This window comes from Frigoribacterium sp. Leaf8 (assembly GCF_001421165.1).
GTDB lineage: Bacteria > Actinomycetota > Actinomycetes > Actinomycetales > Microbacteriaceae > Frigoribacterium.
This window is the reverse complement of record NZ_LMKB01000001.1, coordinates 193,889-218,868: the sequence shown is the minus strand read 5'-3', so window position 1 is coordinate 218,868 and position 24,980 is coordinate 193,889. Positions and strand designations below refer to the sequence as shown.

At 71.4% G+C, this 24,980-nt stretch carries 19 protein-coding genes; 14 read left to right on the top strand and 5 right to left on the bottom strand.

Annotated features, from left to right (window positions below; translation table 11 throughout):
• Positions 1-29: 29 nt before the first annotated feature.
• Together ASL10_RS01015 and ASL10_RS01010 are read left to right on the top strand one after the other, a co-directional pair.
• A complete protein-coding gene (locus ASL10_RS01015; protein WP_157485173.1) occupies positions 30-638 on the top strand; it encodes a hypothetical protein in 609 nt (202 codons plus the stop codon).
• Positions 635-5,068: an FtsK/SpoIIIE domain-containing protein gene (locus ASL10_RS01010; protein WP_056043412.1), complete on the top strand. Its 4,434-nt coding sequence runs from the start codon at positions 635-637 to the stop codon at positions 5,066-5,068. Before ASL10_RS01015 ends, ASL10_RS01010 begins: the two co-directional genes overlap by 4 nt.
• Positions 5,069-5,103: 35 nt before the next feature.
• On the opposite strand, the gene ASL10_RS01005 is transcribed toward ASL10_RS01010, so the two are convergent.
• The 3 genes from ASL10_RS01005 to ASL10_RS00995 form a co-directional block, all read right to left on the bottom strand.
• Positions 5,104-7,044, bottom strand: a complete 1,941-nt coding sequence (locus tag ASL10_RS01005; protein ID WP_157485172.1) for a thioester domain-containing protein — start codon at positions 7,042-7,044, stop codon at positions 5,104-5,106.
• 155 nt (positions 7,045-7,199) lie between these two features.
• Positions 7,200-7,433 carry a hypothetical protein gene (locus tag ASL10_RS01000; protein ID WP_056043406.1) on the bottom strand — a complete coding sequence of 78 codons (234 nt, stop codon included), beginning with the start codon at positions 7,431-7,433 and terminating at the stop codon, positions 7,200-7,202.
• Positions 7,434-7,476: 43 nt separating this feature from the next.
• Positions 7,477-7,887 carry an ester cyclase gene (locus ASL10_RS00995; protein ID WP_056043403.1) on the bottom strand — a complete coding sequence of 137 codons (411 nt, stop codon included), beginning with the start codon at positions 7,885-7,887 and terminating at the stop codon, positions 7,477-7,479.
• A 212-nt stretch (positions 7,888-8,099) separates the two neighbouring features.
• On the opposite strand from ASL10_RS00995, the gene sucC reads away from it, so the two are divergent.
• From sucC to ASL10_RS00955, 8 genes are all read left to right on the top strand, one after another.
• Positions 8,100-9,263: an ADP-forming succinate--CoA ligase subunit beta gene (gene sucC / locus ASL10_RS00990; protein WP_056043401.1), complete on the top strand. Its 1,164-nt coding sequence runs from the start codon at positions 8,100-8,102 to the stop codon at positions 9,261-9,263.
• Positions 9,264-9,278: 15 nt separating this feature from the next.
• A complete protein-coding gene (gene sucD / locus ASL10_RS00985; RefSeq protein ID WP_056043398.1) occupies positions 9,279-10,166 on the top strand; it encodes a succinate--CoA ligase subunit alpha in 888 nt (295 codons plus the stop codon).
• A gap of 177 nt (positions 10,167-10,343) precedes the next feature.
• The gene (locus ASL10_RS00980) at positions 10,344-11,717 is read left to right on the top strand and encodes a DUF6350 family protein (RefSeq protein ID WP_235452263.1); all 1,374 of its coding nucleotides are present in this window, start codon (positions 10,344-10,346) and stop codon (positions 11,715-11,717) included.
• 66 nt (positions 11,718-11,783) lie between these two features.
• Positions 11,784-12,377, top strand: a complete 594-nt coding sequence (gene purN / locus ASL10_RS00975; protein ID WP_054147430.1) for a phosphoribosylglycinamide formyltransferase — start codon at positions 11,784-11,786, stop codon at positions 12,375-12,377.
• The gene (gene purH, locus ASL10_RS00970; RefSeq protein ID WP_056043394.1) at positions 12,374-14,038 is read left to right on the top strand and encodes a bifunctional phosphoribosylaminoimidazolecarboxamide formyltransferase/IMP cyclohydrolase; all 1,665 of its coding nucleotides are present in this window, start codon (positions 12,374-12,376) and stop codon (positions 14,036-14,038) included. Before purN ends, purH begins: the two co-directional genes overlap by 4 nt.
• Before the next feature lie 429 nt (positions 14,039-14,467).
• A complete protein-coding gene (locus tag ASL10_RS00965; RefSeq protein WP_056043391.1) occupies positions 14,468-16,303 on the top strand; it encodes an ABC transporter ATP-binding protein in 1,836 nt (611 codons plus the stop codon).
• A complete protein-coding gene (locus ASL10_RS00960; protein WP_082460047.1) occupies positions 16,300-18,225 on the top strand; it encodes an ABC transporter ATP-binding protein in 1,926 nt (641 codons plus the stop codon). The genes ASL10_RS00965 and ASL10_RS00960 overlap by 4 nt, the downstream gene beginning before the upstream one ends.
• A 57-nt stretch (positions 18,226-18,282) precedes the next feature.
• Entirely contained in the window at positions 18,283-19,071 is a 789-nt protein-coding gene (locus ASL10_RS00955) for a GNAT family N-acetyltransferase (RefSeq protein WP_056044507.1), read from the top strand.
• A 118-nt stretch (positions 19,072-19,189) separates the two neighbouring features.
• On the opposite strand, the gene ASL10_RS00950 is transcribed toward ASL10_RS00955, so the two are convergent.
• Entirely contained in the window at positions 19,190-19,582 is a 393-nt protein-coding gene (locus tag ASL10_RS00950) for an MGMT family protein (protein WP_235452261.1), read from the bottom strand.
• Positions 19,583-19,607: 25 nt separating this feature from the next.
• Positions 19,608-20,078, bottom strand: coding sequence for an N-acetyltransferase (locus ASL10_RS00945; protein WP_043594266.1), 471 nt, complete (start codon positions 20,076-20,078; stop codon positions 19,608-19,610).
• Between the two features lie 99 nt (positions 20,079-20,177).
• On the opposite strand from ASL10_RS00945, the gene ASL10_RS00940 reads away from it, so the two are divergent.
• The 4 genes from ASL10_RS00940 to ASL10_RS00925 all read left to right on the top strand — a co-directional run bounded on the left by ASL10_RS00940 (position 20,178) and on the right by ASL10_RS00925 (position 24,887).
• A complete protein-coding gene (locus ASL10_RS00940; protein WP_056043388.1) occupies positions 20,178-21,452 on the top strand; it encodes an ROK family transcriptional regulator in 1,275 nt (424 codons plus the stop codon).
• A gap of 216 nt (positions 21,453-21,668) precedes the next feature.
• A complete protein-coding gene (locus ASL10_RS00935) occupies positions 21,669-23,057 on the top strand; it encodes an extracellular solute-binding protein (RefSeq protein WP_056043385.1) in 1,389 nt (462 codons plus the stop codon).
• Between the two features lie 4 nt (positions 23,058-23,061).
• Positions 23,062-24,048, top strand: coding sequence for a carbohydrate ABC transporter permease (locus tag ASL10_RS00930; RefSeq protein ID WP_056043381.1), 987 nt, complete (start codon positions 23,062-23,064; stop codon positions 24,046-24,048).
• 2 nt (positions 24,049-24,050) lie between these two features.
• On the top strand, positions 24,051-24,887 hold the full coding sequence (locus tag ASL10_RS00925; protein ID WP_043594260.1) for a carbohydrate ABC transporter permease: 837 nt from the start codon (positions 24,051-24,053) through the stop codon (positions 24,885-24,887).
• The last annotated feature ends 93 nt before the right edge of the window (positions 24,888-24,980 follow it).

Here is a 24,980-nt window from a genome sequence, read left to right as displayed (position 1 = left end):
CTCGACTGCCACAGAAAGCGACCTGCACCGTGACCGAAACCGACACCGACGCCACCACCGACTTCGACATCCTCATCGGGCACGACCCCGAGACCTGGGTGGCCCTTCCGACCTCCTGGCCGCATGACGGTCACCGCGCGCCGCGGTCGTGGATCAAGGCGACCATGCGTACCGTGGCCGAGCGGTCCGAGGTGTCCACCCGCGCCTCCCGGTCCTGGCTGACGGAGGTGCTCTCGGCCCTCGCGCGCTGGTCGCCCGAGGACGAACGCCGGTACCTCTACCTGCCGGACATCGCGACCCCTCCGTCGCTGCTGCGCGTCCAGTACGGGTTCGTCGAAGGCGATCGTGATGTCGCCCTCCGGGCCATGGTCTTCGACAGCGACGTCGCCGCGGTCGAGCCTCCCGTCGTCGAGCAGGTCGAGGCGAGCGGTCTCGGGCAGGGGCTCCGAGGCGTGCGGTACGCGGCCGTCGACGGCGACGGCGACGCCGGCCTCCACGCCACGCTCGTCTACGCCTTCCGGGCCGAGCCGTACGATCTCCGCGTCACCTGCCAGGTCGGCGGGCCGGAGGGCGTCCTCGGCATGATCGACGAAGTCGACGTGTTCGTGGACGACATCAGCGTGGTGCCCGCCGCGTGAGGCTGAGCGTCACCGTCCTGCACGTCCCGACGGGCCACCGGGCGGACCGCTCGGTCCTGGTCGATCCGGACACCACCGTCGACGCCGTGGCGCGGCACCTCGCGTCGTCGCTGGGTCACTCGGGTCACGCCCCGCCCGCTGAGGCCGGGAGCATCACGGTCGACGGGGTGCCGGTCGACCCGACCGCGCGCATGAGTTCGGGAGTCCTGCTCGACGGCGCCGTCGTCGGCTTCGGCGGCCCCGCGACGCACCTCCGTTCGCCTGCCGATCTGCCCACCATCCGCATCATCGGAGGCCGCGGGGCAGGGACGATCCACGTCGTCGACGTCGGGCTCGTGCACCTCGGAAGCGATCCCGACGCAGGCGTGAGGCTCGACGACGCGCGGGTGCCGCCGATCGTCGCGACGATCGAACTCGACGGCGCCGGACGCTTCACGCTGACCCCCACGGCAGACGCCTTCCCCGAGTCCGACGACGAAGCGCGCGGGCCACTCGTCCTCGTCGACCGGGTTCCCGCCCTCGGCACGGCCGTGGTCGACGAACACTGCGTCATCACGATCGGCGACGTCCTCCTCGCCGTCGCACCGGCCGGGCGGCCGTCTGCCGCCATCACCGTGAGCGAGGGGGGAGGCACCCTCGACCACGCACGCCCACCGCGCCTCCTGCCGGAACCGCCGACCACGACGTTCCGGTTCCCCGCCGAACCCCAACAGGGTGCGAAGCGGCCCCTGCCGATCGTCGCGGCGCTGGCGCCGATGCTGATGGCCGTCGTCATGGTCAGCGTGTTCGGGAACGTCGCCTTCCTCGCCTTCGGGCTCATGTCGCCGGTGGTCATGATGGGCAACCACCTCTACGACAAGCGCAACGGGAAGGTCTCGCACCGGCAACGCCTCGCCGACCATCAGGCCACGAAGGAGGCGGTGGCGGCGGATGCCGAGAGCGCCGTGCGGCAGCTGCAGCGCGAGTTGCGACACCTCAGTCCCGACGCCGCCACCGTGCTCGACATCGCCGCCCGGCGTCGCTCACGGTTGTGGGAACGCCGTCGTGACGATCCGGACCACCTGCGCGTCAGGATCGGCACGGCAGATCTGCCCTCGGGTGTCACCATCGAGGACCCGGCCGAACTCGAGCACCGTCGGACCGTCGCTCGCCCCGCGGTCGACGTGCCCGTCACCGTCGATCTGGCCGACCACGGGGTCGTCGGGGTGGCCGGCCGATCCGAACACGCCAGACCTCTCGTCGCGTGGATGCTGGCTCAGCTCGCCGTCGCCCAGAGCCCCCGCGACGTGCGGTTGGTCGTCCTGACCGAACACGCTGCGGGCGACGACTGGTCCTGGCTGGCCCATGTCCCCCATGCCCGTCCCGAGAACGGTCGTCCAGCCGTCGCCTGGGTCGGCAACGACGCCGAGACCGTCGCCCGCCGCATCGCCGAGCTCGGGGCCGAGATCGACTCTCGCCGGCGGGCGGTGCGGGAGTCGCAGGGGACCCTCCGTGCGGCCACCGACATCGTCCTCGTCGTCGACGGTGCGCGGCGGTTGCGGGCACTGCCCGGGCTCGTCCGCGTCCTGCGGGACGGGCCCTCCGTCGGCGTCTACGCCGTGTGCGTCGACGCCGAACGCCGATCCCTTCCCGAGGAGTGCGTCGCCGTCGTCACCTGCGGCCTCGCGCGGCATTCCCTCGACGTGCACCGCACCGCCGACGTGCGCGAGGTCAAGGCCGACCTGCTGCCCGTCGGTTGGTTCGAGGCCGTCGCCCGGGCCGTCGCCCCGGTGGTCGACGTCGACGACGGCGACGGAACGGGCGGGCTCCCGGCGCGTTCCCGGCTGCTCGACGTGCTGCAGCTCGAACCCCCCACCGTCGAGGCCGTACTCGACCGATGGGCTCGCACGGGCCCCACGACCGAGGTCGTCATCGGAGACAGTCTCGACGGCCCGTTCGCATTCGACCTCCGCAGGGACGGTCCGCACGGTCTCGTGGCAGGCACGACCGGCTCCGGCAAGTCCGAGTTGCTGCAGAGCATGGTCGCGTCGCTCGCCGCCGCGAACACCCCCGAGTGGATGACGTTCGTCCTCGTCGACTACAAGGGTGGTGCCGCGTTCCGGGACTTCGCGCCGCTGCCCCACACCGTCGGGATGGTCACCGACCTCGACACGCACCTCGTGGAGCGGGCGTTGCACTCGCTCGGGGCCGAGCTGCGACGCCGCGAGCACCTCCTCGCCGACGCCGGAGCGAAGGACCTCGAGGACTACGTGGAGGGCGCGGTCGGTGACGATGCGAGGCCTCCGTTGCCGCGCCTCCTGATCGTGATCGACGAGTTCGCCAGCATGGTCCGCGAGTTGCCGGACTTCGTGACCGGCCTCGTCAACATCGCCCAGCGCGGGCGTTCTCTCGGAATCCACCTCGTGCTCGCGACGCAGCGGCCGACGGGCGTCGTCACCGGCGACATCAGGGCGAACACGAACCTGAGGATCGCCCTTCGCGTGACCGATGCAGGTGAGAGCAGCGACGTCATCGACGCGGGTGACGCGGCCGGCATCTCCAAGTCGACACCGGGTCGCGCCTTCGTCCGATTGGGGGCCAGTGCACTCGTCCCGTTCCAGGCAGGCCGTGTCGGTGGCCGACGCCCCGGGGCGGTGGCCGAGGTCGTGCCCGAGGTGTGGTCGAGTCCGCTCGACTGGCGGGACCTCGGGCGGGTCGTGGCCGAGCCGCCGCCACGGACGACGACCGAGTCCGTCGGTCGCACCGACCTGGCCGAGCTCGTCGACGCGCTCGCCGCGGCCTGCACCCGTCTCGGGATTCCTCGCCCGCATCGTCCGTGGCTCGACGCCTTGCCCGACAGGCTCGTGCTCGACGACCTGGCAGGGTCCCGGACGGGCTCGGACGTCGACGTGTGCGTCCCCGGCGACGTGGCCGTGCTGCCCTTCGGTCGGCAGGACTTCCCGGCCGAACAGCACCAGGCCCCGGCCGCGCTCGACCTGCAGACCCTGGGGCATCTCTTCGTCGTCGGCGCCCCGCGGACGGGACGCTCGCAGGTGCTCCGCACGGTCGCGGCCTCCCTCGCCGACCGGACGAGCTGCGCCGACGTGCACCTCTACGGCATCGACTGCGGCAGCGGTGCCCTGCTGCCGCTCGAGAGCCTTCCGCACGTCGGAGCCGTCGTCCAGCGGACCCAGCTCGACCGGGTCCGGCGCCTGCTGACGAAGCTCGTCGACGAGACCTACCGGCGGCAACAGGTGTTCGCAGCGGGAGGTCATGCGGGCGTGGTCGAGCAGCGACGAGCCTCTCCCGAGGGGGACCGCCTGCCGCACCTGGTCGTCATGATCGACCGGTGGGAAGGGTTCACGGGCAGCTTCGCCGAGATCGAGCACGGCAAGCTCGTCGACCAGGTGGGGGTGCTCTTGCGTGAGGGTGCCGCGGTCGGGCTCCACGTGCTCGTCACGGGTGACCGGCAGCTCGTCGCGGGCCGGCTCGCCGCCCTGGTCGACGACAAGCTGCTCCTGCGCCTGACCGACCGGGCCGACTACGCCCTCGCCGGTCTGAACGCGCGGGCACTGCCCGACGTCCTGCCCCCAGGGCGGGGCTTCACCGCCGAGACCTCGATCGAGACGCAGGTCGCCTTGATCGATGCCGAGGCCACGGGGCAGGCGCAGGCCGAGGCGCTGAGACGGCGGGCGGCGTCGGCGGCTCACCGTGACCGTGATGTTCCTGCCGCCCGTCGGCCCTTCCGCGTCGACGAACTGGCGGGCCCCATCTCGTTCGACGACGCCTGGTCCCGCCGGGGAGCGGCTGACCCGGCGAGCGTCTTCGCCTTGATCGGCGTCGGTGGCGACGACCTCGTTCCGTGGGGTCCCGACCTCGCCGACGGCCCGGGCAGCTATGTCGTGACGGGCCCCCCGAAGAGCGGGCGCAGCACCGTCCTGGTAGCCGTCGTCCGGTCGCTCACGGCCCAGCGCATCGGAGTGGTCGTCGTCGCCCCACGGCGATCGCCGCTGCGGGCGCTCGAGGGGTTGCCCGGCGTGGTCGCGGTGATCACCACCCGGACCGTCGAGGAGGCCCTCCTCGCGCCCTTCTTCGCAGACGCCGACGGCCCTCGCGTGCTCGTCATCGACGACGGCGAACACCTCAAGGACTGCCCCGCGGGCGAGTGGCTCGCGGAGTTCCTCAGGTCGTGCCCCGACACCGGTCGCGCACTCGTCGTGGCCGGGACGACCGGCGAGGTGTTGTCCGGGTGGGCCGGCTGGCAGGTCGACGTGAGGAACAACCGGTGCGGCGCCGTGCTCAGCCCACAGCTGCCCAATGAAGGTGACCAGGTGGGGCTCCGGCTGACGAAGTCCGACCTCGCCGACCGGCCGACGCCAGGGTTCGCCCTCGTGGACGACGGCAGCGGTCGAGCCGTCCGGGTGCAGGTGCCGTTCGACCGGGCCGGGTGAGCCCGGGCCGCTTCGGGGCACCTGCACCCGGGGGCTCATCGCGCCTCGCCCAGGCCGAACGACGACAGGGCGTCGGTCTCGACCGCACGGCAGGCAGTCTCCGAGCCCCGGGACGGGCGGCGCCTCCGAAGGTGCAGCGCACCTGCCGCCGTCACGAGCACCAAGCCGGTACCCATGATGCCGAGGGCGACGAGCAACGGTTGCCCTCCACCGGTCGAACCGGTGAAGGCCAGCCTCGCCGGAGGCGCGGGGGCATCGGCCGGCACCGGTTGTCGGACGGTCGTCATCTCGCTCCGGTAGACGGTGGTGTCGGCGAAGGCCGGCACGATCCTGCTGCCGTCCTCGGCGGCCGCCGACCCCTCCGACGAGAACAGGAAGACGTACGTGCCAGGTCGCTCGAGCGTGACGCAGGGTGTGGCGTAGGTGCCGTCCTCGCTGGTGGCCACCGTCTCGCGGGCCACGATCAGGTCCGGGTCGAGGCGGCCGATCGGTCCGAGGTCGCTTCCCACCTCGGGGGCCTCGGCGAACGGTCCGACGAGCACCGACTCGACGTCGACCCCTCCGGGGACGTCGGGATGGAGGTCGACGACGGTGAGTTCGTCGCTGACGCAGACACCAGGGTCGATCTCGGCGTCGGACACCACGGTCGAGATGGTCGGCGTCCAGGGCACGAACGTCGTCTCGGTCGCCGTGCCGAAGGGAGAGCGCCAGGAACCCACCCGGTCACGCCCCGCTTCGACCGGAGTGTCCGCAGGATCGATGGTCTCGACCCACGTGTAGTAACCGCCGGCGGGCAGCTCGCAGCCCGGCGTCGAGTAGGTGCCAGGACCGTCGACTACCTCGAGGGCGACCTCGCAGACCAGCGGGGCGTCGTCCGGCCACGCGGCGGCCTCGACCACCGGAGCGAGGAAGGGCCCCAGCAGGCGGCTCCGCACCGTGACCGGTACGGGACGCCAGCTCCCCGCGTCGTCGTATCGACCCCACTCGGACAGGAGCCCGTCTCCGGGCCGCACGCCGAGCGTCACCTGGTCGGTGACGACCGTCCCGGTCTCGGCCACGGTGTCGCTGGTGACGGTCGACACCGTGGGCTGGAACGGCAGGGGCGACAGCTGCTCGACACTCGCGGCTTCGGAGGCGGAGGCCGCGACCCCGCCCGAGAAGAGGATCATCTGTGAGCCCGCGGGGCTGTTCCCCACCGTGGTCACCCGTCCGTACGGCAGGTCGACGAACTCGACCGAGGCGTTCACGGTGACGTGGGCAGCGTCACCGGTGGCGACGACGGACACGCCCTCGCCGTTGCGGACGACGGCCGTGGTCGAGCCGTCCGCGAACACGGCGCCGTCCAGGGTGACCGTGCCTGCATGTGTCGGTTCGAGGCTCGTCGGCCCGCCCGCCACACGGTCGACCGTGAGGTCGGGGCGGATCAGCCCGGTGCCGTCGTCCGAGAGTTCGACGGTGATCGATGCCGCGACGGATTTCGACGCGGCCGACGAGGCCTCGGCGAGCATCTGGTTCGCGCGTTCGAGCACGATCGGCCACCGCTCGTTGGCACGGCCGGCGTAGTACCGCTGCGTGTGGCCGTTCAGGCCGGTGATGGTCCAGACCGCGAGCTGTCCCGCGGCGGCCGTGTCGGCGTCGGTCGTGCCGCCCCAGGTGCGGGCGATGTACGCGAGCCGCGCGTGGTCGTCGGTCGAGACGCCGATCACGTCACCACCCGTGGTCGTGTCGTAGTGGTTGCCGACGGGCGAGCTCTTCCCTGCTTCGAGGCAGAACGCCTGGGTGCCGTCGTCGAGTCGGTAGGTACCGAGCCACGAGACGTCGTCGCCACGCCAGAGGTGGCCCGGGCCGAGTCCCGTGCCGGTCACGGCGGCGGCCGGAGCGTGGCCGAGCAGCCCGACGGCGACCGAGAACAACAGGGCGAGGGCGAGCGCGAGGCGCCGTCTGGGGGGCCCGAGGGCCTTCGTTGGTGATGTCATGCACCGACGATCGGGCAGCCACCCCGGCTGCCGAGGCCGGCACCGCGCCTCCTGTGCACGGTTCCCGCTGACACACGCCGGGGGAGGAGCCGTGATGCAACGACGCCCCCGCCGCGAGGTGCGGCGGGGGCGTCGTCAGACGGTGGTGACCGAGGTCACTCGGTCTCGTCGAGGTCGATCTCGTCGCCCTCGAGGTCGTTCGAGGCGTACTCGGGCGAGCCCTCGCGGGGCGCGCCACCGGTGGGGCCGTCGTTGCCCTCGCCGACGCCGGGGAAGACCGTCTCGCCGGCCACGGCGTCGTTCGTCGCGATCTGCTCGGACTCGGCGAACTCGTCGGCCTGGTCGTAGGGCTGCTCGCCCGATGCTGCGGGGGTGTTGGTGTCGCTCATGGTGTGTCCTCTCGAAGGCGGTGCGGGGTGGTGGGGGAGCGGCTCAGGCCAGACCGAGTTGCTGCTTCATGCCGGCCTCGTCGGTGGCGCCCCAGCGCTCGACGAGCAGGCCGTCCTCGTCGAACCGGCCGACCTGGATGCCGCGCACGGTGAACGACTTGCCCGTGGGTTCCGCGCCCTGGAACGTGCCGGTGTGCGTGCCCGAGATCGTGAAGACGGCGGTGACGTTCTCGTCGTCGGCGACGAGGGTCTCGACCGCGAGGTCGGCGTCGGGGAAGGCCGCGAAGAACTCGGTCCAGAAGGCCTGGATGCCGGCGAGGCCGGCGGGTGCGTCGGGGGCCGGGTCGTGGTCGACGACGTCGGCGTGGAAACCCTCGCCGAGGCGGTCGATCTCACGGGCGGTCAGGATCTCGCCGAGGCGCTCCTGCGTGGCGAGGTTCTTCTCTTTCGACATGCGTGTCTCCGTCTTCTGGTTCTGTCGGGGTGTCTCTCGTCTACTCCCCAGGCGGCAGCGGGCCCCCGATGCTCACAGCAGACGCCCCGCTCGGCGTACCCCTGGGGTCGCCCGCTAGGCTGACCGCGGCCCATATGTCTTCATGTCGAGATGGCTCGATGTCGAGACGGATCATGGTGAGACGACGCAGCGATGCGGATTGGAAGAACAGCGTGGATCTTTTCGAGTACCAGGCCAGAGACCTGTTCGAGCAGTACGGCGTGCCCGTGCTGCCGGGCATCGTGGCCGACACCCCCGAGGAGGCGCGAGCGGCGTCCGAGAAGCTGGGTGGCGTCACCGTCGTGAAGGCCCAGGTCAAGGTCGGCGGCCGAGGCAAGGCCGGCGGCGTCAAGGTGGCGAAGACCCCGGACGACGCCGAGGCCGCGGCGAAGGACATCCTCGGGCTCGACATCAAGGGCCACGTCGTCAAGCGCGTCATGATCGCCGGCGGCGCCCAGATCGCCCGCGAGTTCTACTTCTCGGTGCTGCTCGACCGTGCCAACCGTTCGTACCTGTCGCTCTGCAGCGTCGAGGGCGGCATGGAGATCGAGCAGCTCGCCGTCGAGAAGCCCGACGCGTTGGCGCGCATCGAGGTCGACCCCCGCGCGGGCATCGACCTCGCGAAGGCCACCGAGATCGCGAAGGCCGGCGGGTTCCCCGACGAGCTCGTCGAGAAGGTCGCCCCCGTCCTGGTGAAGCTCTACGCCGTCTACGAGGGCGAGGACGCGACCCTCGTCGAGGTCAACCCGCTCGTGCTCACCGAGCAGGGCGACATCGTCGCCCTCGACGGCAAGGTCTCCATCGACGAGAACGCCGAGTTCCGTCACCCCGGCCACGCCGAGCTCGAGGACGCCGACGCGGCCGACCCGCTCGAGGCGAAGGCCAAGGCCGCCGGCCTCAACTACGTGAAGCTCGACGGCGAGGTCGGCATCATCGGCAACGGTGCAGGTCTCGTCATGTCGACGCTGGACGTCGTCGCGTACGCCGGCGAGGCGCACGGCGGCGTCAAGCCCGCCAACTTCCTCGACATCGGCGGCGGAGCGAGCGCCGAGGTCATGGCGGCGGGGCTCGACGTGATCCTGGGCGACGCCCAGGTCAAGAGCGTCTTCGTCAACGTCTTCGGTGGCATCACCGCCTGTGACGCGGTCGCCAACGGCATCGTCGCCGCCCTCGGCATCCTCGGCGACGCGGCCACCAAGCCGCTCGTCGTGCGACTCGACGGCAACAACGTCGACGAGGGTCGACGCATCCTGGCGGAGGCGGCCCACCCGCTGGTCACCGTCGTCGCGACCATGGACGAGGCTGCCGACAAGGCCGCCGAGCTGGCTTCGAAGTAAGGACTGCACAGAACAATGTCGATCTTCCTCAACAAGGACAGCAAGGTCATCGTCCAGGGCATCACCGGCGGCGAGGGCACCAAGCACACCGCACTCATGCTCAAGGCGGGCACGAAGGTCGTGGGTGGCGTCAACGCCCGCAAGGCCGGCACGACCGTCACCCACGGTGACGTCGAGCTCCCCGTCTTCGGCACCGTGACCGAGGCCGTCGCCGAGACCGGCGCGGACGTCTCGATCGTCTTCGTGCCGCCGGCGTTCGCCAAGGACGCCGTCGTCGAGGCCATCGAGGCCGAGGTGCCGCTCGTCGTCGTCATCACCGAGGGCATCCCGGTGCAGGACAGCGCCGAGTTCTGGGCGCTCGCCAAGGCCAAGGGCGGAACGACCCGCATCATCGGCCCGAACTGCCCCGGCATCATCACGCCCGGCGAGTCGCTGGTGGGCATCACGCCCGCCTCGATCTCGGGCTCGGGGCCCATCGGCCTGGTCTCGAAGTCGGGCACCCTGACCTACCAGATGATGTTCGAGCTGCGCGACCTCGGCTTCTCGACCGCCATCGGCATCGGTGGCGACCCGGTCATCGGCACGACGCACATCGACGCCCTCGAGGCGTTCGAGGCCGACCCCGACACCAAGGCGATCGTCATGATCGGCGAGATCGGCGGCGACGCCGAAGAGCGTGCCGCCGACTACATCAAGGCACACGTCACCAAACCCGTCGTCGGCTACGTCGCGGGCTTCACCGCCCCCGAGGGCAAGACGATGGGCCACGCCGGTGCGATCGTGTCCGGCTCGGCCGGCACCGCCCAGGCGAAGAAAGAGGCGCTCGAAGCCGCTGGCGTCAAGGTCGGCAAGACGCCGAGCGAGACCGCGGCGCTGCTCCGCGAGGTCTACGCCTCCCTGTAGGGGCCGACCCGCGCCTCCTCGACGGGCGTGTTCGTCACGGCTGGTCGTCCTCGGACGCCGGCCACGACGGACACGCCCGTCGTCGTGCGGGCGGGCCGGCGGGTGCGGAGCGGCGTCGTCGTCGCGGGCGGCGGGGCAGCAGGCCGGCCCCGGTCGGCACCGGTACAGTCGCTCGCGATGAACCGCCCAGTCACCGCTCTCTTCTCCGCGCTCGAAGCCCTGCTCGTCGTGGCCATCGGCGTCGGCATCCCCCTCGTCGTGCTGACCTCGCTCTGGGCGTTCCAGTACGGCCTGCAGATCGACTGGGTCGTCTTCTGGCGCGCAGCCGTCGACTCGTGGCTCGTCGGGCACGGCGCCGACCTGACCGTCCAGCTCAGCGCCGACGCGGCCGCGGCGACCGGCATCCCCGGGGCGGACGCCCCCATCGTCATCTCGCTGGCCGCGCTCGGCTTCGCCCTGCTCACGGTGCTGATGGGCATCCGCGCCGGCCGCGCCGCGGCCGAGACCGCGCACCGCCTGACGGGCGTGCTCGTGACCATCGGCACCTTCGCCCTGCTGTCCCTCGCCCTGGCGGCCTCCGCGCAGCACGAGCTCGCACGCCCGTCGTTGTGGCAGGGCACGCTCCTGCCCGCGCTCGTGTACGCCGTGCCCGTCGTGGCCATGGCGGAGGTCACGCGCCGGCGTCGGGGTGAGGCCGCCGACCCCGTGACCGGTGCCGTGATCGGCCTCCTGTCGCGACTGCCCCGACAGGTGACCGGCATCGCGGCCGCCGGACTGCGGCTCGGGACCGTGGCCGCATCCGCCGTCCTGGCCGTGTCGGCCCTGATCGTCTCGGTGCTGATCGTGACGAACTACGCCCAGATCATCACCCTGTACGAAGGCGCGCACGGCGGGTTCCTCGGAGGGCTCGCGTTGACGCTCGGTCAACTCGCCCTGCTCCCCGACGTCGTCGTGTGGGCGGCGTCGTGGCTGGTCGGCCCAGGCTTCGCCATCGGCACCGGGTCGTCGATCTCGCCCCTGGGCACCGCCGTCGGCCCGATGCCCGCGATCCCCTTCCTCGGCGCCCTGCCCACCGCCGACCTGACGTTCGGTTTCGTCGGGCTGCTGGTCCCGGTCGTCGCCGCGTACGTCTGCGCGACCCTCCTGAGGCCGCGGCTGCAACGGATGCTCGCCGGGTACGGGGTCGACGACCTGGTCCGCCGCATCGTCGTCGCGGTCGTCGGCGGGCTCGTCGGGGGAGCGCTGCTCGGTCTGCTCGCCTGGGCGGCCTCCGGCTCGGCCGGGCCCGGACGCCTGACCGACGTCGGACCCGACCCGCTGCTGGTCGGCGGGTTCGCGGCGCTCGAGTTCGCCGTCGCCGGCGTGCTCGCGATGGTCGTGACGCCACCGAGGTTCGCGGGTGATCGAGCCGAGACGACGCCGGACGGCTTCGGCGCGAAGCGGCACGACGACCCGGTCGTCGACGACGACACGCCGACGGGCCCTGTGCCCGTGACCACCCTGCGGCGCGACGGCGACGACACCGAGCGCATCGAGGGCATCACGCGCTGACGCCGTCGTCCGACGGACCGCCGACCGCCCCCCCGGTGCGCGTGCCCGGGCCGCTAGGCTTGCCTGGTGCTGAAGCTCGTGGTGCTCATCTCCGGTGGCGGCTCGAACCTCCGGGCTCTGCTCGAGGCCGCGAGCGACGCCGAGTACCCCGCCCGGGTGGTCGCCGTCGGCGCCGACCGCGAGGCCGACGGCTTCGAGCACGCCGAGCACTTCGGGGTGCCGACCTTCTCGGTCGCCTTCTCGAACTTCGCCGACCGTGCCGCCTGGGGTGACGAGCTGTTGGCCCAGATCGAGCAGTGGCAGCCCGACCTCGTCGTGCTCAGCGGTTTCATGCGGCTCGTGCCGCCGCGGGTCGTCGCCGCCCTCGCACCGAACCTCATCAACACGCACCCCGCCTACCTGCCCGAGTTCCCCGGCGCGCACGGCGTGCGCGACGCGCTCGCGGCGGGCGTCGAGCAGACGGGCGCGAGCGTCATCGTCGTCGACGAGGGCGTCGACAGCGGCCCGATCCTCGCCCAGCGTCGCATCCCCGTCCTGCCCGGCGACGACGAGTCGTCGCTGCACGACCGCATCAAGGTCGTCGAGCGCGAACTGCTCGTCCAGACCGTGCTCGACATCGCCAACGGAACGACCACCCTCGAACAGGAGCCCACCGCATGAGCGGCCACGCCATCGACCCCAGCCTCTACCGCGACCGTGACGCCGTGACCGTGCGTCGTGCCCTGATCAGCGTCAGCGACAAGACCGGCCTGCTCGACCTGGCCGCCGCCCTCTCGGCCTCCGGCGTCGAGATCGTGTCGACCGGCTCGACCGCCCAGGCCATCCGGGACGCCGGCCACGCCGTCACCGAGGTCAGCAGCGTCACCGGGTTCCCCGAGTCGCTGGACGGCCGCGTCAAGACGCTGCACCCCGCGGTGCACGCCGGCATCCTCGCCGACCTGCGGCTCGAGTCGCACGAGGTGCAGCTGGCCGAACTCGACATCGCCGCGTTCGAGCTCGTCGTCGTCAACCTCTACCCGTTCGTCGAGACCGTCGCCTCGGGTGCCGACGTGCCGACCGTCATCGAGAACGTCGACATCGGGGGGCCCGCGATGGTCCGGGCCGCCGCGAAGAACCACGCCAACGTCGCGATCGTCGTCTCGCCGACGAACTACCCGCAGATCGAGAAGGCGCTCACGCTGGGGGGCACGACCCTCGCCCAGCGTCAGCGCCTGGCCGGCGAGGCCTTCGCCCACACGGCCGCGTACGACACGGCAGTCGCGGCGTACTTCGCCGCACACGTGGGTGTGCGCGCCGAGGCCGACGCGTCCGCCGCGGCGACCCGCGCCTCCTCGTCCGTCGTCGACGAGCAGGAGGCGTGGGCCGGCTTCGAGCCCACGGTCACCGTCTCGGCCGAGCTGCAGGACACCCTCCGCTACGGCGAGAACTCCCACCAGGCCGCCGCGATCTACGCGACGCCCGGCGCGCACGGCATCGCGCAGGCGACGCAGCTGCACGGCAAGGAGATGTCGTACAACAACTACGTCGACGCGGACGCGGCCCTGCGCGCCGCCTACGACTTCGACGAGCCCGCCGTCGCGATCATCAAGCACGCCAACCCGTGCGGCATCGCCGTGGCCTCGCCCGACGCCGTCGACGCCATCGCCGACGCGCACCAGCGGGCGCACGCCTGCGATCCCGTCTCCGCGTTCGGCGGCGTCATCGCGGCCAACCGCCCGGTGACCCGCGCCATGGCCGAGACCGTCGCGGACATCTTCACCGAGGTCGTCATCGCCCCGGCGTTCGACCCCGAGGCCGTCGAGATCCTCAGCGCGAAGAAGAACATCCGCCTGCTGACCCTGCCCGCCGACTTCACCCGCGACGCGGGCGAGGTCAAGCAGATCTCGGGTGGCCTGCTCGTCCAGGACGCCGACCGGTTCGACGCGTTCACGTCCGACGGCTGGACGCTGGTGGCCGGCGACGAGGCCGACGCCTCGACGAGAGCCGACCTCGAGTTCGCCTGGAAGGCCTCGCGCGCCGTCAAGTCGAACGCGATCCTGCTCGCCTCGGGCGGCGCGTCCGTCGGGGTGGGCATGGGCCAGGTCAACCGCGTCGACTCGTGCCACCTCGCGGTCGACCGCGCCGGTGCGCGTGCCGCCGGGTCGGTCGCGGCGTCCGACGCGTTCTTCCCCTTCGCCGACGGCCTGCAGGTGCTGCTCGACGCCGGCGTGGCCGCGGTCGTCCAGCCCGGCGGGTCGATCCGCGACGACGAGGTCGTGGCCGCGGCGAAGGCTGCCGGCGTGACCATGTACTTCACGGGCGAGCGCCACTTCTTCCACTAGGTCGCCGTCGGCCGGGGCCCCGGAGGCGTGCGTCGCGTCGTCCATGATTCCGAACCGTTCCGTCTTGCGGCGGAGTCGACGGCACGCATATCCTGTAAGGCTGCTCGCAGCCGGTCGGACACGACCGCACGGACGGATGACGACACTCAGGAGGACATGATGACGACGACGACACTGACCACGGTGGGCACGGCCACCGATGGTGCTCGCGTGGGTCGCGCCTCCTCGGCCTCTCCGAGCCCGGCGCCGATCGTCTAGACGAGACGGTCCGCCGCCCACCGGCACCCCTCCGACACACCGCCCGCCGACGTCTCCGGGCGCGACCGCGGGACCGCGCGTCCTCCCCGGACGGTCGCCGCACCACCTTCTCCACCACGGGTCACCGCTCCGTTCGGTCGCCCGTGCCAGATCACGACACTTGGATCACCCATGTCTCAGAAGTCCTCGTCCGCACGCCCGCCCGACCCGGCGAAGCGCCCCTCGACGGTGCAGTCGCTCGTGCGGCTCCACCCCTACGTCAAGCCGGCCCTGCCCCGCATCGTGTTGGGCATGGTCGCGGCCCTGCTCGCCGCCGTCGTCGCCCTGCTGATCCCCCTCGTCCTGCAACTGCTCGTCGACGGCCCCCTGTCGAGCGGTGACCGATCGCAGGTCTGGCCCGCGTTCGCCGTCGTGCTGGGCCTCGGAGTGGCCGAGGCGATCCTGATCGGTGCCCGCCGTCGCCTGGTGCTCACACCGAGCACGCACGTCGAGGCGACCATGCGCAACGCCCTCTACGCCAAGCTGCAAGACCTTCCGGTGGCGTTCCACGACCGTTGGCAGAGCGGTCAGCTGCTCAGTCGGTCGGTCAGCGACCTGAGCCTCATCCGCCGCTGGCTCGCCTTCGGTGTCGTGCTGCTCGTCGTCAACGTGCTCACGATCGTCGTCGGCTTCGTCGTCCTGTTCTCGTACAGCTGGGTGCTCGGCCTCGTCTTCCTCGTGGCGTCGCTGCCCGTCTTCTTCGTCAGCTTCGCGTTCGAGAAGCGCTACTCGGTCGTCGCCCGCCGCAGCCAGGACCAGGTCGGCGACCTGGCGACCAGCGTCGAGGAGAGCGTCCACGGCATCCGCGTGCTCAAGGCCTTCGGTCGCGGCAAGCACTCGCTGCGCGAGTTCGCCAAGCAGGCCGAGGACCTCCGCGGGACCGAGATCGAGAAGGCGAAGGCCATCTCGAAGCTGTGGCTCTGGCTGCTGCTCGTCCCCGACGTGGCCTTCGCGCTCTGTCTGCTCGGCGGCGTCTGGTTGGCCGCCGACGGCCAGCTGACCGTCGGCCAGCTGTTCGCCTTCTTCGCGACGGCGACCGTGCTGCGCTGGCCGGTCGAGTCGATCGGCTTCCTCCTGTCGATGACCTTCGACACCCGCACGGCCGTCGACCGCTACTTCGAGGTGATGGACAGCGAGAACACGGTGACCGACCCCGAGGACCCGGCGACGATCGCCGAACCCCACGGTCGACTCGAGTTCAAGGGCACGCACTTCCGGTACCAGGACTCGCCGGCCCAGTTCTCCGACCTCGTCAACGGGGTCGACCTCGTCGTCGAGCCCGGCGAGACGATGGCCCTCGTCGGTCTCACCGGTTCGGGCAAGACGACGCTCCTGTCGCTCGTGTCCCGGCTCTACGACGTCACCGGCGGGCAGGTCCTGATCGACGGTGTCGACGTCCGCGACCTCAGCCGTGAAGAGCTCCGCCGTCACATCGGCATGGCGTTCGAGGACGCGACGCTGTTCAGTGCGTCCGTCCGTGACAACGTCCTGCTCGGTCGCCCCGACCTCGCCGACGACGCCGACGAGGCCGACCGGGTGATGCGCGAGGCACTCGAGATCGCGCAGGCCGACTTCGTCGAGCGGCTCCCCGAGGGCGTCGACACCCGCGTGGGTGAAGAGGGCCTCAGCCTGTCCGGCGGCCAGCGTCAGCGCCTCGCGCTGGCACGGGCCATCGCTGCGCGCCCGGCCGTGCTGGTGCTCGACGACCCGTTGTCGGCCCTCGACGTCGACACCGAGGCGCGGGTCGAGGCCGGTCTGCGACGCGTGCTCGCGTCCACGACCTCGCTGATCGTCGCGCACCGGCCGTCGACGGTCACCCTGGCCGACCGGGTCGCGCTGCTCCAGAACGGCACGGTCACCGCGGTGGGCCGGCACTCCGACCTCATCGCGAGCAACGAGCACTACCGCTACGTCATCTCGTCGCTCGACGACGACTCCACCACCACCCGAGAGGAGGTGCTCGCATGACCGACACGACACTCGAGGACGACCGTCCCGATCGCCCGGCGGTCGCCGACGGCCCCGTCGAGCGCGAGGCGTTGGACGGCCGCACGCCGGCCGAGAAGCGCGCCGAGCAGGGCTCGACGACGCAGGGCGTCCGCGGCGAGGAGCGCGAGAACTTCACCAAGGACGAGAGCAAGAGGCTCCGCCGTCGGTCGCTGCGCCTCCTCGGCTCGCTCGTGCACCCGCTGCGCTGGCGACTCGCGTTGATGGGCGTCGTCGTCGTGATCAGCACGGCCTCGCAGGTCGCGGGGCCGGCCCTGATCGCGATCGGCATCGACACCGCCCTGCCGGCCCTGATGGACGACCAGGACTGGGCACCGGCGATCCTCGTCGTGGTCGCCTACCTGGTGACCGGCGTGATCGGTGCGGTGCTGATGGCGCAGTACACGGTGCTGTCGGCGCGGATCAGCCAGGCGATCCTGTTCGACCTGCGCAAGCGGCTGTTCCTGCACACGCAGCGGCTCAGCCTCGAGTTCCACGAGACGTACACGTCGGGCCGCATCATCTCGCGCCAGACGAGCGACCTGGACTCGATCCGCGAGCTGCTCGACTCGGGCATCAACCAGCTGGTGTCGGGCCTGCTGTACATGGTCTTCACCGCCGTCGCCCTGGTCGCGCTCGACCCGCAGAGCGGCCTCGTCCTCGCCGTCGCCCTCGTGCCGCTCGTGGCGTTGACCCGGTGGTTCCAGGTGCGCTCGCAGAAGCTGTTCCGGGCGACGCGCGTCACGAGCGCCCGCGTCATCGTGCACTTCGTCGAGACGATGACGGGCATGCGTGCCGTGCAGGCCTTCCGCAAGGAGGCGCGCAACGAGAAGGAGTACGCCGGTCACGTCGAGGACTACCGGCAGGCCAACTCGAAGGTGTTCACGTTGTTCGGCACCTTCGACCCGGGCCTGGTGCTCATCGGCAACGCGACCCTCGCGGCGGTCGTGCTGTTCGGCGGCTTCCGGGTGATCGACGGCTCGCTCGAGATCGGTGCCCTGCTGGCGGTGGCGCTGTACGCGAAGCGGTTCTTCGACCCGGCCGAAGAGATGGCCATGTTCTACAACGGCTACCAGTCGGCGTCCGCCGCGCTCGAGAAGATCTCGGGCGTGCTCGAGGAGCAGCCGAGCGTGCCCGACCCGACGCGCCCGGTCGACCTGTGGGACGCCAAGGGGCAGGTGCACTTCGACGACGTCGAGTTCGCCTACAACGCCGACACGGTCGTGCTGCCCGGCTTCGACCTCCACGTGCCGGCGGGGCAGACCATCGCCCTCGTCGGATCGACGGGGGCCGGCAAGTCGACGTTGGCGAAGCTGATCTCGCGCTTCTACGACCCGACGCGCGGTGCCGTGACGCTCGACGGCGTCGACCTGCGCGACCTGCACCCGAAGGACCTCCGCCGCGCCATCGTCATGGTGACGCAGGAGGCGTACCTCTTCTCGGGTTCGGTGGCCGACAACATCTCGCTCGGCAAGCCCGACGCGACGCGCGACGAGATCGTGCGGGCGGCGAAGGCGGTCGGGGCGCACGAGTTCATCGAGGCCCTGCCCGACGGGTACGACACCGACGTGAACAAGCGCGGCGGCCGGGTGTCGGCCGGGCAACGCCAGTTGCTGTCGTTCGCCCGGGCGTTCATCGCGAACCCGAGCGTGCTGATCCTCGACGAGGCGACCGCGTCGCTCGACATCCCGTCCGAGCGCATGGTGCAAGAGGCCCTGCAGACGCTGCTCGCCGACCGCACCGCGGTCATCATCGCGCACCGCCTGTCGACGGTCGCGATCGCCGACCGGGTGCTCGTGATGGAGCACGGCAAGATCGTCGAGGACGGCACCCCCGACGACCTGATCGCAGGCACCGGCCGCTTCGCGCAGCTCCACGCCGCGTGGCGCGACTCGCTCGTGTGAGGCGGGGCCCGGACGGCGGGCCCCGCCCGCCGTCCGGGCTCGGCTAGCGTGGCCTCGATGACCGACGCGACGAGCTACCTGCAGGCCTACGACGAGCAACTCCGCACCGACGCCGAGACGCCGAGTGCGATCGCGGTCACCCGCCACGGTCCGTTGCGGCTCGTCACCTTCGCCGGTGGTCGCGGGTTCGTCACCTACCGCGACCTCGGCGACGCGGACGCCGACGCGGTGCGCGCGCTGGTGGCGGCCGCCGTCGAGCACTTCGACGCCGACGACGAGATCACCCGGGTCGAGTGGAAGACCCGGGGGCACGACCGTGCCCCCGGGCTGCACGACGCACTCATGGCCTCGGGTTTCGAACCCGGCGAGCCCGAGTCGATCATGATCGGGCCGCTCGCCGCAATAGCGGGCCTCGGCGAGGTGCCCGAGGGCGTGACGGTGCGTCGGGTCACCACCGAGGCGGACGTGCGGGCGATGAGTGCGATGGTCGACGAGGCGTTCGGCGAGGCGGTCGACGCGCGGATGGCCGACGCGCTGCTGTCCCGGTTGGGCCGTGGCGACGGCATGGAGCTCTGGGTCGCCGAGGTCGACGGCCGGATGGTCAGCGGAGGCCGGCTCGAACCCGTCCCCGGCACGGACTTCGTCGGCATCTGGGGCGGCGCCACGCTCGAGGCGTACCGCCACCGGGGCATCTACCGGGCGTTGACCGCGGCGCGCGCGCGTTCCGCCCTCGCGCAGGGCAAGACCCTCGTGCACAGCGACTCGACCGACGACTCGCGTCCGATCCTCGAGCGGTCGGGTCTGGTCGCCGTGTCGACGACGACCCCCTACGACCGGACGCGCTGAGGCGACCCGGGCGACGGCGGGCGGCGCCGGGGGAGGCGGGCGGCCGTGGACGACCGTCGTCGTCGAACTCGCCCGTTCCGGCCACGAGCCGTCGGCCCGGCCCTGAGTCTCGGCCCGGTCAGGGGCGGTGGGAGGCGCGCTCCAGATCGACGCGGAAGGTGCCCGACCGGCTCCACAGCAGAGGCGTGCCCTCGACCCGGTACTGCTCGAGGGCGCGCTGCTCGTGGTCGCGCGGGGCGTGGCCCGAGGCGCGGATCACCCGCCACCAGGGCAGGTCGGCCCCGGCGTAGGCCATCACCTGGCCGACGGCACGGGAGGCCCGCGACCCGAGGGCGGCGGCGACCGACCCGTAGGTCATCACGCGGCCCGGCGGGATCGACTCGACGACGGCGAGGACCTGCGAGACGAAGTCGTCGGGGTCGGGGCCGGGGCCGGGGGCCAGGCCGGGCCCGGGGTCGGGGCCGGGGTGCGGCGCGGGCTCGCCGCCGCGGGTGGAGGCGCCCGGGGTCACGTCGTCGGCCTCACGCGGTGCCGGCTCAGACCTGTGACGACGCCAGGGTCAGGCCCGCGACGTGCTCGCCGTAGGGCGTCTCGCCGATGACCTCGAAGCCGATGTGGTGGAAGAAGTCCTCGGGCCCGTCGTCACCCGGCTCGTAGATGACGGTGACCCGGTCGAAGCCGCGGCTGCGGGCCTCGTCGGCGAGGGCGTGCACGGCGAACCGGCCGATGCCCCGGCCCTGGGCGTCGGCCTCGACGTTGATGCGCCAGATGCAGCTGCGCAGCGCCTCGTCGTCGGCCTCGGCGTCGAAGTTGCCCATGATGAAGCCGACCACCGTGTCGTCGTCGTCGACCACGACGCGGGGCCAGGCGGTGGTCGGGTTGACGTACGCCTCGGCGATCGAGTGCGAGACGGGGGCGACGAACTGCTCTTGCCCCGGCTTGAGGGTGAGGTTGTTGGCCGCGACGACGGTGGCGGCGGACAGTTCTTCGAGGCGCAGTCCAGACATGCGTTCAGGGTAACGGGGCGTCCCGACGGGCACCACCGTCGGGCGGATGACCGGCGGTGGTGCGCGCGCGACCCCCCGACGTCGTGGATGATGACGAGAATGAACCGCGGGACGAACCTGCCGGCGATCGGCGGCTACAACCGGTCGGTCGTGCTCGACGCCATCCGGCGGGAGAGCGCGGGCCTCAGCCGGACCGAGATCGCCGGGCGCACCGGACTCAGTCCCCAGGCCGTGACGAACGTCTCGCGCCGATTGATCGAGGCGGGGCTCATCCGCGAGAGCGGCACCGTCATCAGTGGTCCCGGCAAGCCCCGCACCATGCTGCAGCTCGAGTCCCGCGGGCGCTTCGCCGTGGGCGTGCACATCGACCCCGCCGTGCTGACGTTCGTCCTGCTCGACCTCGTCGGCACGGTCGTCGCCCACGCCCGAGAGTTGACGCCCTCCGCCAGCGAACCCGACGAGGTGGTGGCCCTCATGGCACGGGCCATCGACGGACTGGTCGTCACGAGCGGCGTCGACCGCGACCTGCTGCTGGGGGTCGGCATCGCCTCGCCCGGCCCGGTCGACATCGGGCCCGGCCTCGTGCTCGACCCCCCGATGATGCCCCTCTGGCGGCACGTGCCGTTGCGTCGGGCGCTCAGCGAGGCGACCGGTCTGCCGGTGCTGCTCGAGAAGGACGTCACGGCCTGCGCGGTCGCCGAGCTCTGGCTCAGCGACGGAGGCGCGGGTGAGCGCAGCGACTTCGCCTTCGTCTACTACGGCACCGGTTACGGCACCGGGCTCGTGCTCGGCGGCGACGTGCTGCGCGGGGCCAGCGCGAACGCGGGGGACTCGGGGCACGTGATGGTCGACGACCACGGCCACCGCTGCACCTGCGGGCGCATCGGCTGCGTCGGGGAGCTCATCACGCCGCACGCCCTCGTGCGGGAGGCCGCGGCCACGAGAGTGCTGCTCGAGGGGGACGTCTCGGACGAGGCGCTCGCCGAGGCGGCTCGCAGCGGGGACGACGTCGACATGCGCCGCATCGACGAGGCGTTCGGCGCCCTGGTCGGCAAGGCCGACCTGGGAGACGCGGGCGCCCTCGGGGTGCTGCACGGCGCGGGCCGACACCTCGCGCGTGCCCTCGTGACCATCGTCAACCTGCTCGACCTCGACGAGGTCGTCTTCGGCGGCCCGTTCTGGGCGCCGCTGTCGCGGCACGTCCTCGCGGTGCTGCCGGCCGCGCTCCGCGACGACCCGGCGCTGATCCCGAAACACCCGATCCGGCTCGTCGAGTCGTCGATCGGCATCGACGTCGCGGCCGTCGGAGCCGCCTGCCTCGTGCTCGACCAGACGTTCTCGCCGCGACCCTCCGCCCTGCTGATCCGCGCCTGACGGGGCCGACCCGCGCCTCCTCGGGTCCCGACCCGCGCCTCCTGCGGTCGCGACCCGCGCCCCGCGGGGGCCCGACCCGCGCCTCCTCGGCTCGGGCGCCGTTACCGGACCGATGCGGTCCGGCGTCTTGACACGAGTTACTCCATACGATGTAGTAATCGCATCGCGGTCGGGCAGAGCAGCCCGGCGCCGACGCGACTGGAGCAAAGGAGCACCATGTCACGCACGTTCACCTCGGTCCGGGGGCGCAAGCGCGCACTGGCCGTCGCCGCCGCAGCGGTCGCCACGGCCCTGCTGGCCTCGGGTTGCTCGGGGGGCGCCGGCAGCGGCGACTCCGACACCATCAAGGTCGCCTACCAGAAGTTCGGCACGTTCACGCAGATGGACGCCCACATGAAGGAGACCGCGAAGACCTTCGAGGCGGCCAACCCCGGCATGAAGGTCGAGTTCGTGCCCATCGCGGCGCAGAACGACGACTACTTCACCAAACTCGCGCTGATGAACCGGTCGGCGGCCACCGCGCCCGACGTCATGTACGAGGACACCTTCAAGGTCAAGAGCGACGCAGCCGCCGGCTACCTGCTGCCGCTCGACGAGTACACCGACGCGTGGGAGGACTGGGACGCGTTCTACGACAACGCCAAGGAGGCCGGCGTCGGCGAGGACGGCAAGACCTACGGCATCCCGATGGGCACCGACACCCGGGCGCTCTGGTACAACAAGGACCTCTTCGCGCAGGCCGGCCTGCCCGTGCCGTGGGAGCCGAAGACCTGGCAGGACGTGCTCGACGCGGCCGAGACGGTCAAGGCGAAGGTGCCCGACGTGGTCCCGCTCAACGTGTACTCGGGCAAGCCGCAGGGCGAGGGCGCGACCATGCAGGGCTTCGAGATGCTGCTGTACGGCACGCCGACCGGCACCCTGTACGACGACGAGACCGGCAAGTGGCTCACCGACTCGCAGGGCTTCGTCGACTCGCTCGGCTTCATCGAGGACGTCTACCAGGGCGGCATCGGACCGAAACCCGAGGAGGCGCTGGACACCAACATCGCCACCATCGTCGGTGGGGAATGGCTCCCGCAGGGCAAGCTCGCGATCGCCCTCGACGGCTCGTGGATGAGCGGCACCTGGCTGGAGACCGGCACCAACCCGTGGCCCGAGTGGAACGACGTGATGGGCCAGGCGCCCATGCCCACCCAGGACGGTGCGAAGCCGGGTGCGACGAGCATGTCGGGCGGCTGGACGCTGGCCGTCGGCTCGAAGACGAAGAACCCCGACAAGGCGTTCGAGTTCATCGCCGACGCCCTCGACAAGGACGGTTCGCAGAGCTACGACATCGCCGCCAGCCAGATCGCGGTCCGCAGCGACGTCGCCGAGGACCCCGAGTACGTCGGCAGCAACCCGACCTTCGAGTTCTTCTCGTCGATCGTGCCGGTGACGCACTTCCGTCCGGCGACCACCGACTACAGCCGCATCTCGAACGAGATCACCGTCGCGATGGAGGCCGTCATGACGGGCCAGCAGAGCCCCGAAGAGGCGGCCGCCGCCTTCGACGACCAGCTGGTCGGCATCGTCGGTGAGGACCAGACGCAGAAGGCGGGGGACTAGCCACATGGCGACCATCGCCCCCACCCCGGTCGGCCGTGAGAGCGGCCGACCGGGGGCCTCCGGGCCCGGCCCCGGGCCCCACGGCGAGAAGCCGGGTCGCCGGGCGGGGGCGTCGAAGGCGCGCGCCCTGCGCACCGGCGCCCGCACCCTGCCGCTCGTCCCGGCCTTCGTCCTGCTGGCCCTGTTCCTGTTGGGGCCCGTCATCTCGAGCTTCTACGGCTCGTTCACCGACGCGTCGCTGACCGGCTACGCCGCCGGCGGCTCGGAGTTCATCGGGTTCCGCAACTACACCGAGCTGTTCGCCGACCCGGACTTCCCGAAGTCGGTGCTGCTGACGCTCGCCTTCGTCTTCTTCTCGGCCGTGGTGGGCCAGAACGTCGTCGGCCTGGGGCTCGCGCTGCTGATGCGGAACGGCCACAAGGTCGTGCGCTCGATCGTCGGCACGTTCGTCATCGCCGCGTGGGTGCTGCCCGAGATCGTCGCCGCCTTCGCGGCGTACGCGTTCTTCAACGACGCGGGCACCCTCAACACGGTCCTGTCCTGGTTCGGCATCACGGGCGCCAACTGGCTCTACGCGATGCCGATGCTCTCGGTGATCCTCGCCAACATCTGGCGCGGTGCCGCGTTCTCGATGCTCGTCTACTCGGCGGCGGTGCAGGAGGTGCCCCCCGAGATCACCGAGTCGGCGGAGGTCGACGGCGCCACCGGTTGGCAACGCCTGGTCTTCATCACGCTGCCGGTCATCCGACGGAGCATCTCGACCAACCTCATGCTGACCACGTTGCAGACGCTCTCGGTGTTCACCCTGATCTACGTGATGACCGGCGGCGGGCCCGGCGTCAACAGCACGACCCTGCCGATCCTGGCCTACCAGGAGGCGTTCCAGTTCTCGCAGCTCGGCTTCGGGACCGCCATCGCCACGATCATGCTGCTCGTCGGCGCGGTCTTCTCGATCATCTACATCAGGGCCCTCAAACCGGAGGTCGACTGACCATGGCCATGACCTCACCCAGCGGCCGCAGCATGAAGGCCGTCTCGAACGCCGTGCTGATCGTCATCGCGATCTGCTTCGCCGTCCCGCTCGCCTGGCTGCTGCTGGCATCGTTCGACCCGTCGGCCACGCTGTCGGCGAAGGTGCCGTCACAGTTCACGCTCGACAACTTCACCGCCGTGCTGACGCCCGAGATCTCGTTCGTCCCGCTCGCCAACAGCCTCATCGTGTCGGGCGGCTGCGCCCTGGTGACCGTCGTCGTGGCGATCCTCGCGGCGTACCCGCTCTCGCGGTACCGGATGCGCATCAACAAGCCGTTCCTCTACGGCATCCTCTTCGGCACCGGTCTGCCCATCACCGCGATGATGGTGCCCGTCTACAGCCTGTTCGTCTCGCTCAACCTGATCGACTCGATCGGCGGCACGGTGTTCTTCCTGGCCGCGACCAGCCTGCCGATGGCGATCTGGATGGCGAAGAACTTCATGGACTCGGTGCCGATCTCGCTCGAGGAGGCCGCGTGGACCGACGGGGCCTCGATGTTCTCGACCCTGACGCGCATCGTGGTGCCGCTCATGCGGCCGGGCATCGCCGTGGTGTTCATCTTCGTGTTCATCCAGGCCTGGGGGAACTTCTTCGTGCCGTTCGTCCTGCTGCTCAGCCCCGACAAGCAGCCGGCGGCCGTGAGCATCTTCAACTTCTTCGGGCAGTACGGCTCGGTGGCGTACGGCCAGCTGGCGGCGTTCTCGATCGTCTACTCGGTACCCGTCATCGCGTTGTACGTCCTCGTCTCGCGGACCCTCGGCGGCTCGAACGCGCTGGCCGGCGCCGTGAAGGGGTGAGGCGCCTCCCCACCAGTGCCCCCGCCGCCCTCCCGGTCCACAGAACGACCCGCCCCACCGTGCGCCCCGGCGCGCCCGTCAGGAGACTGATCC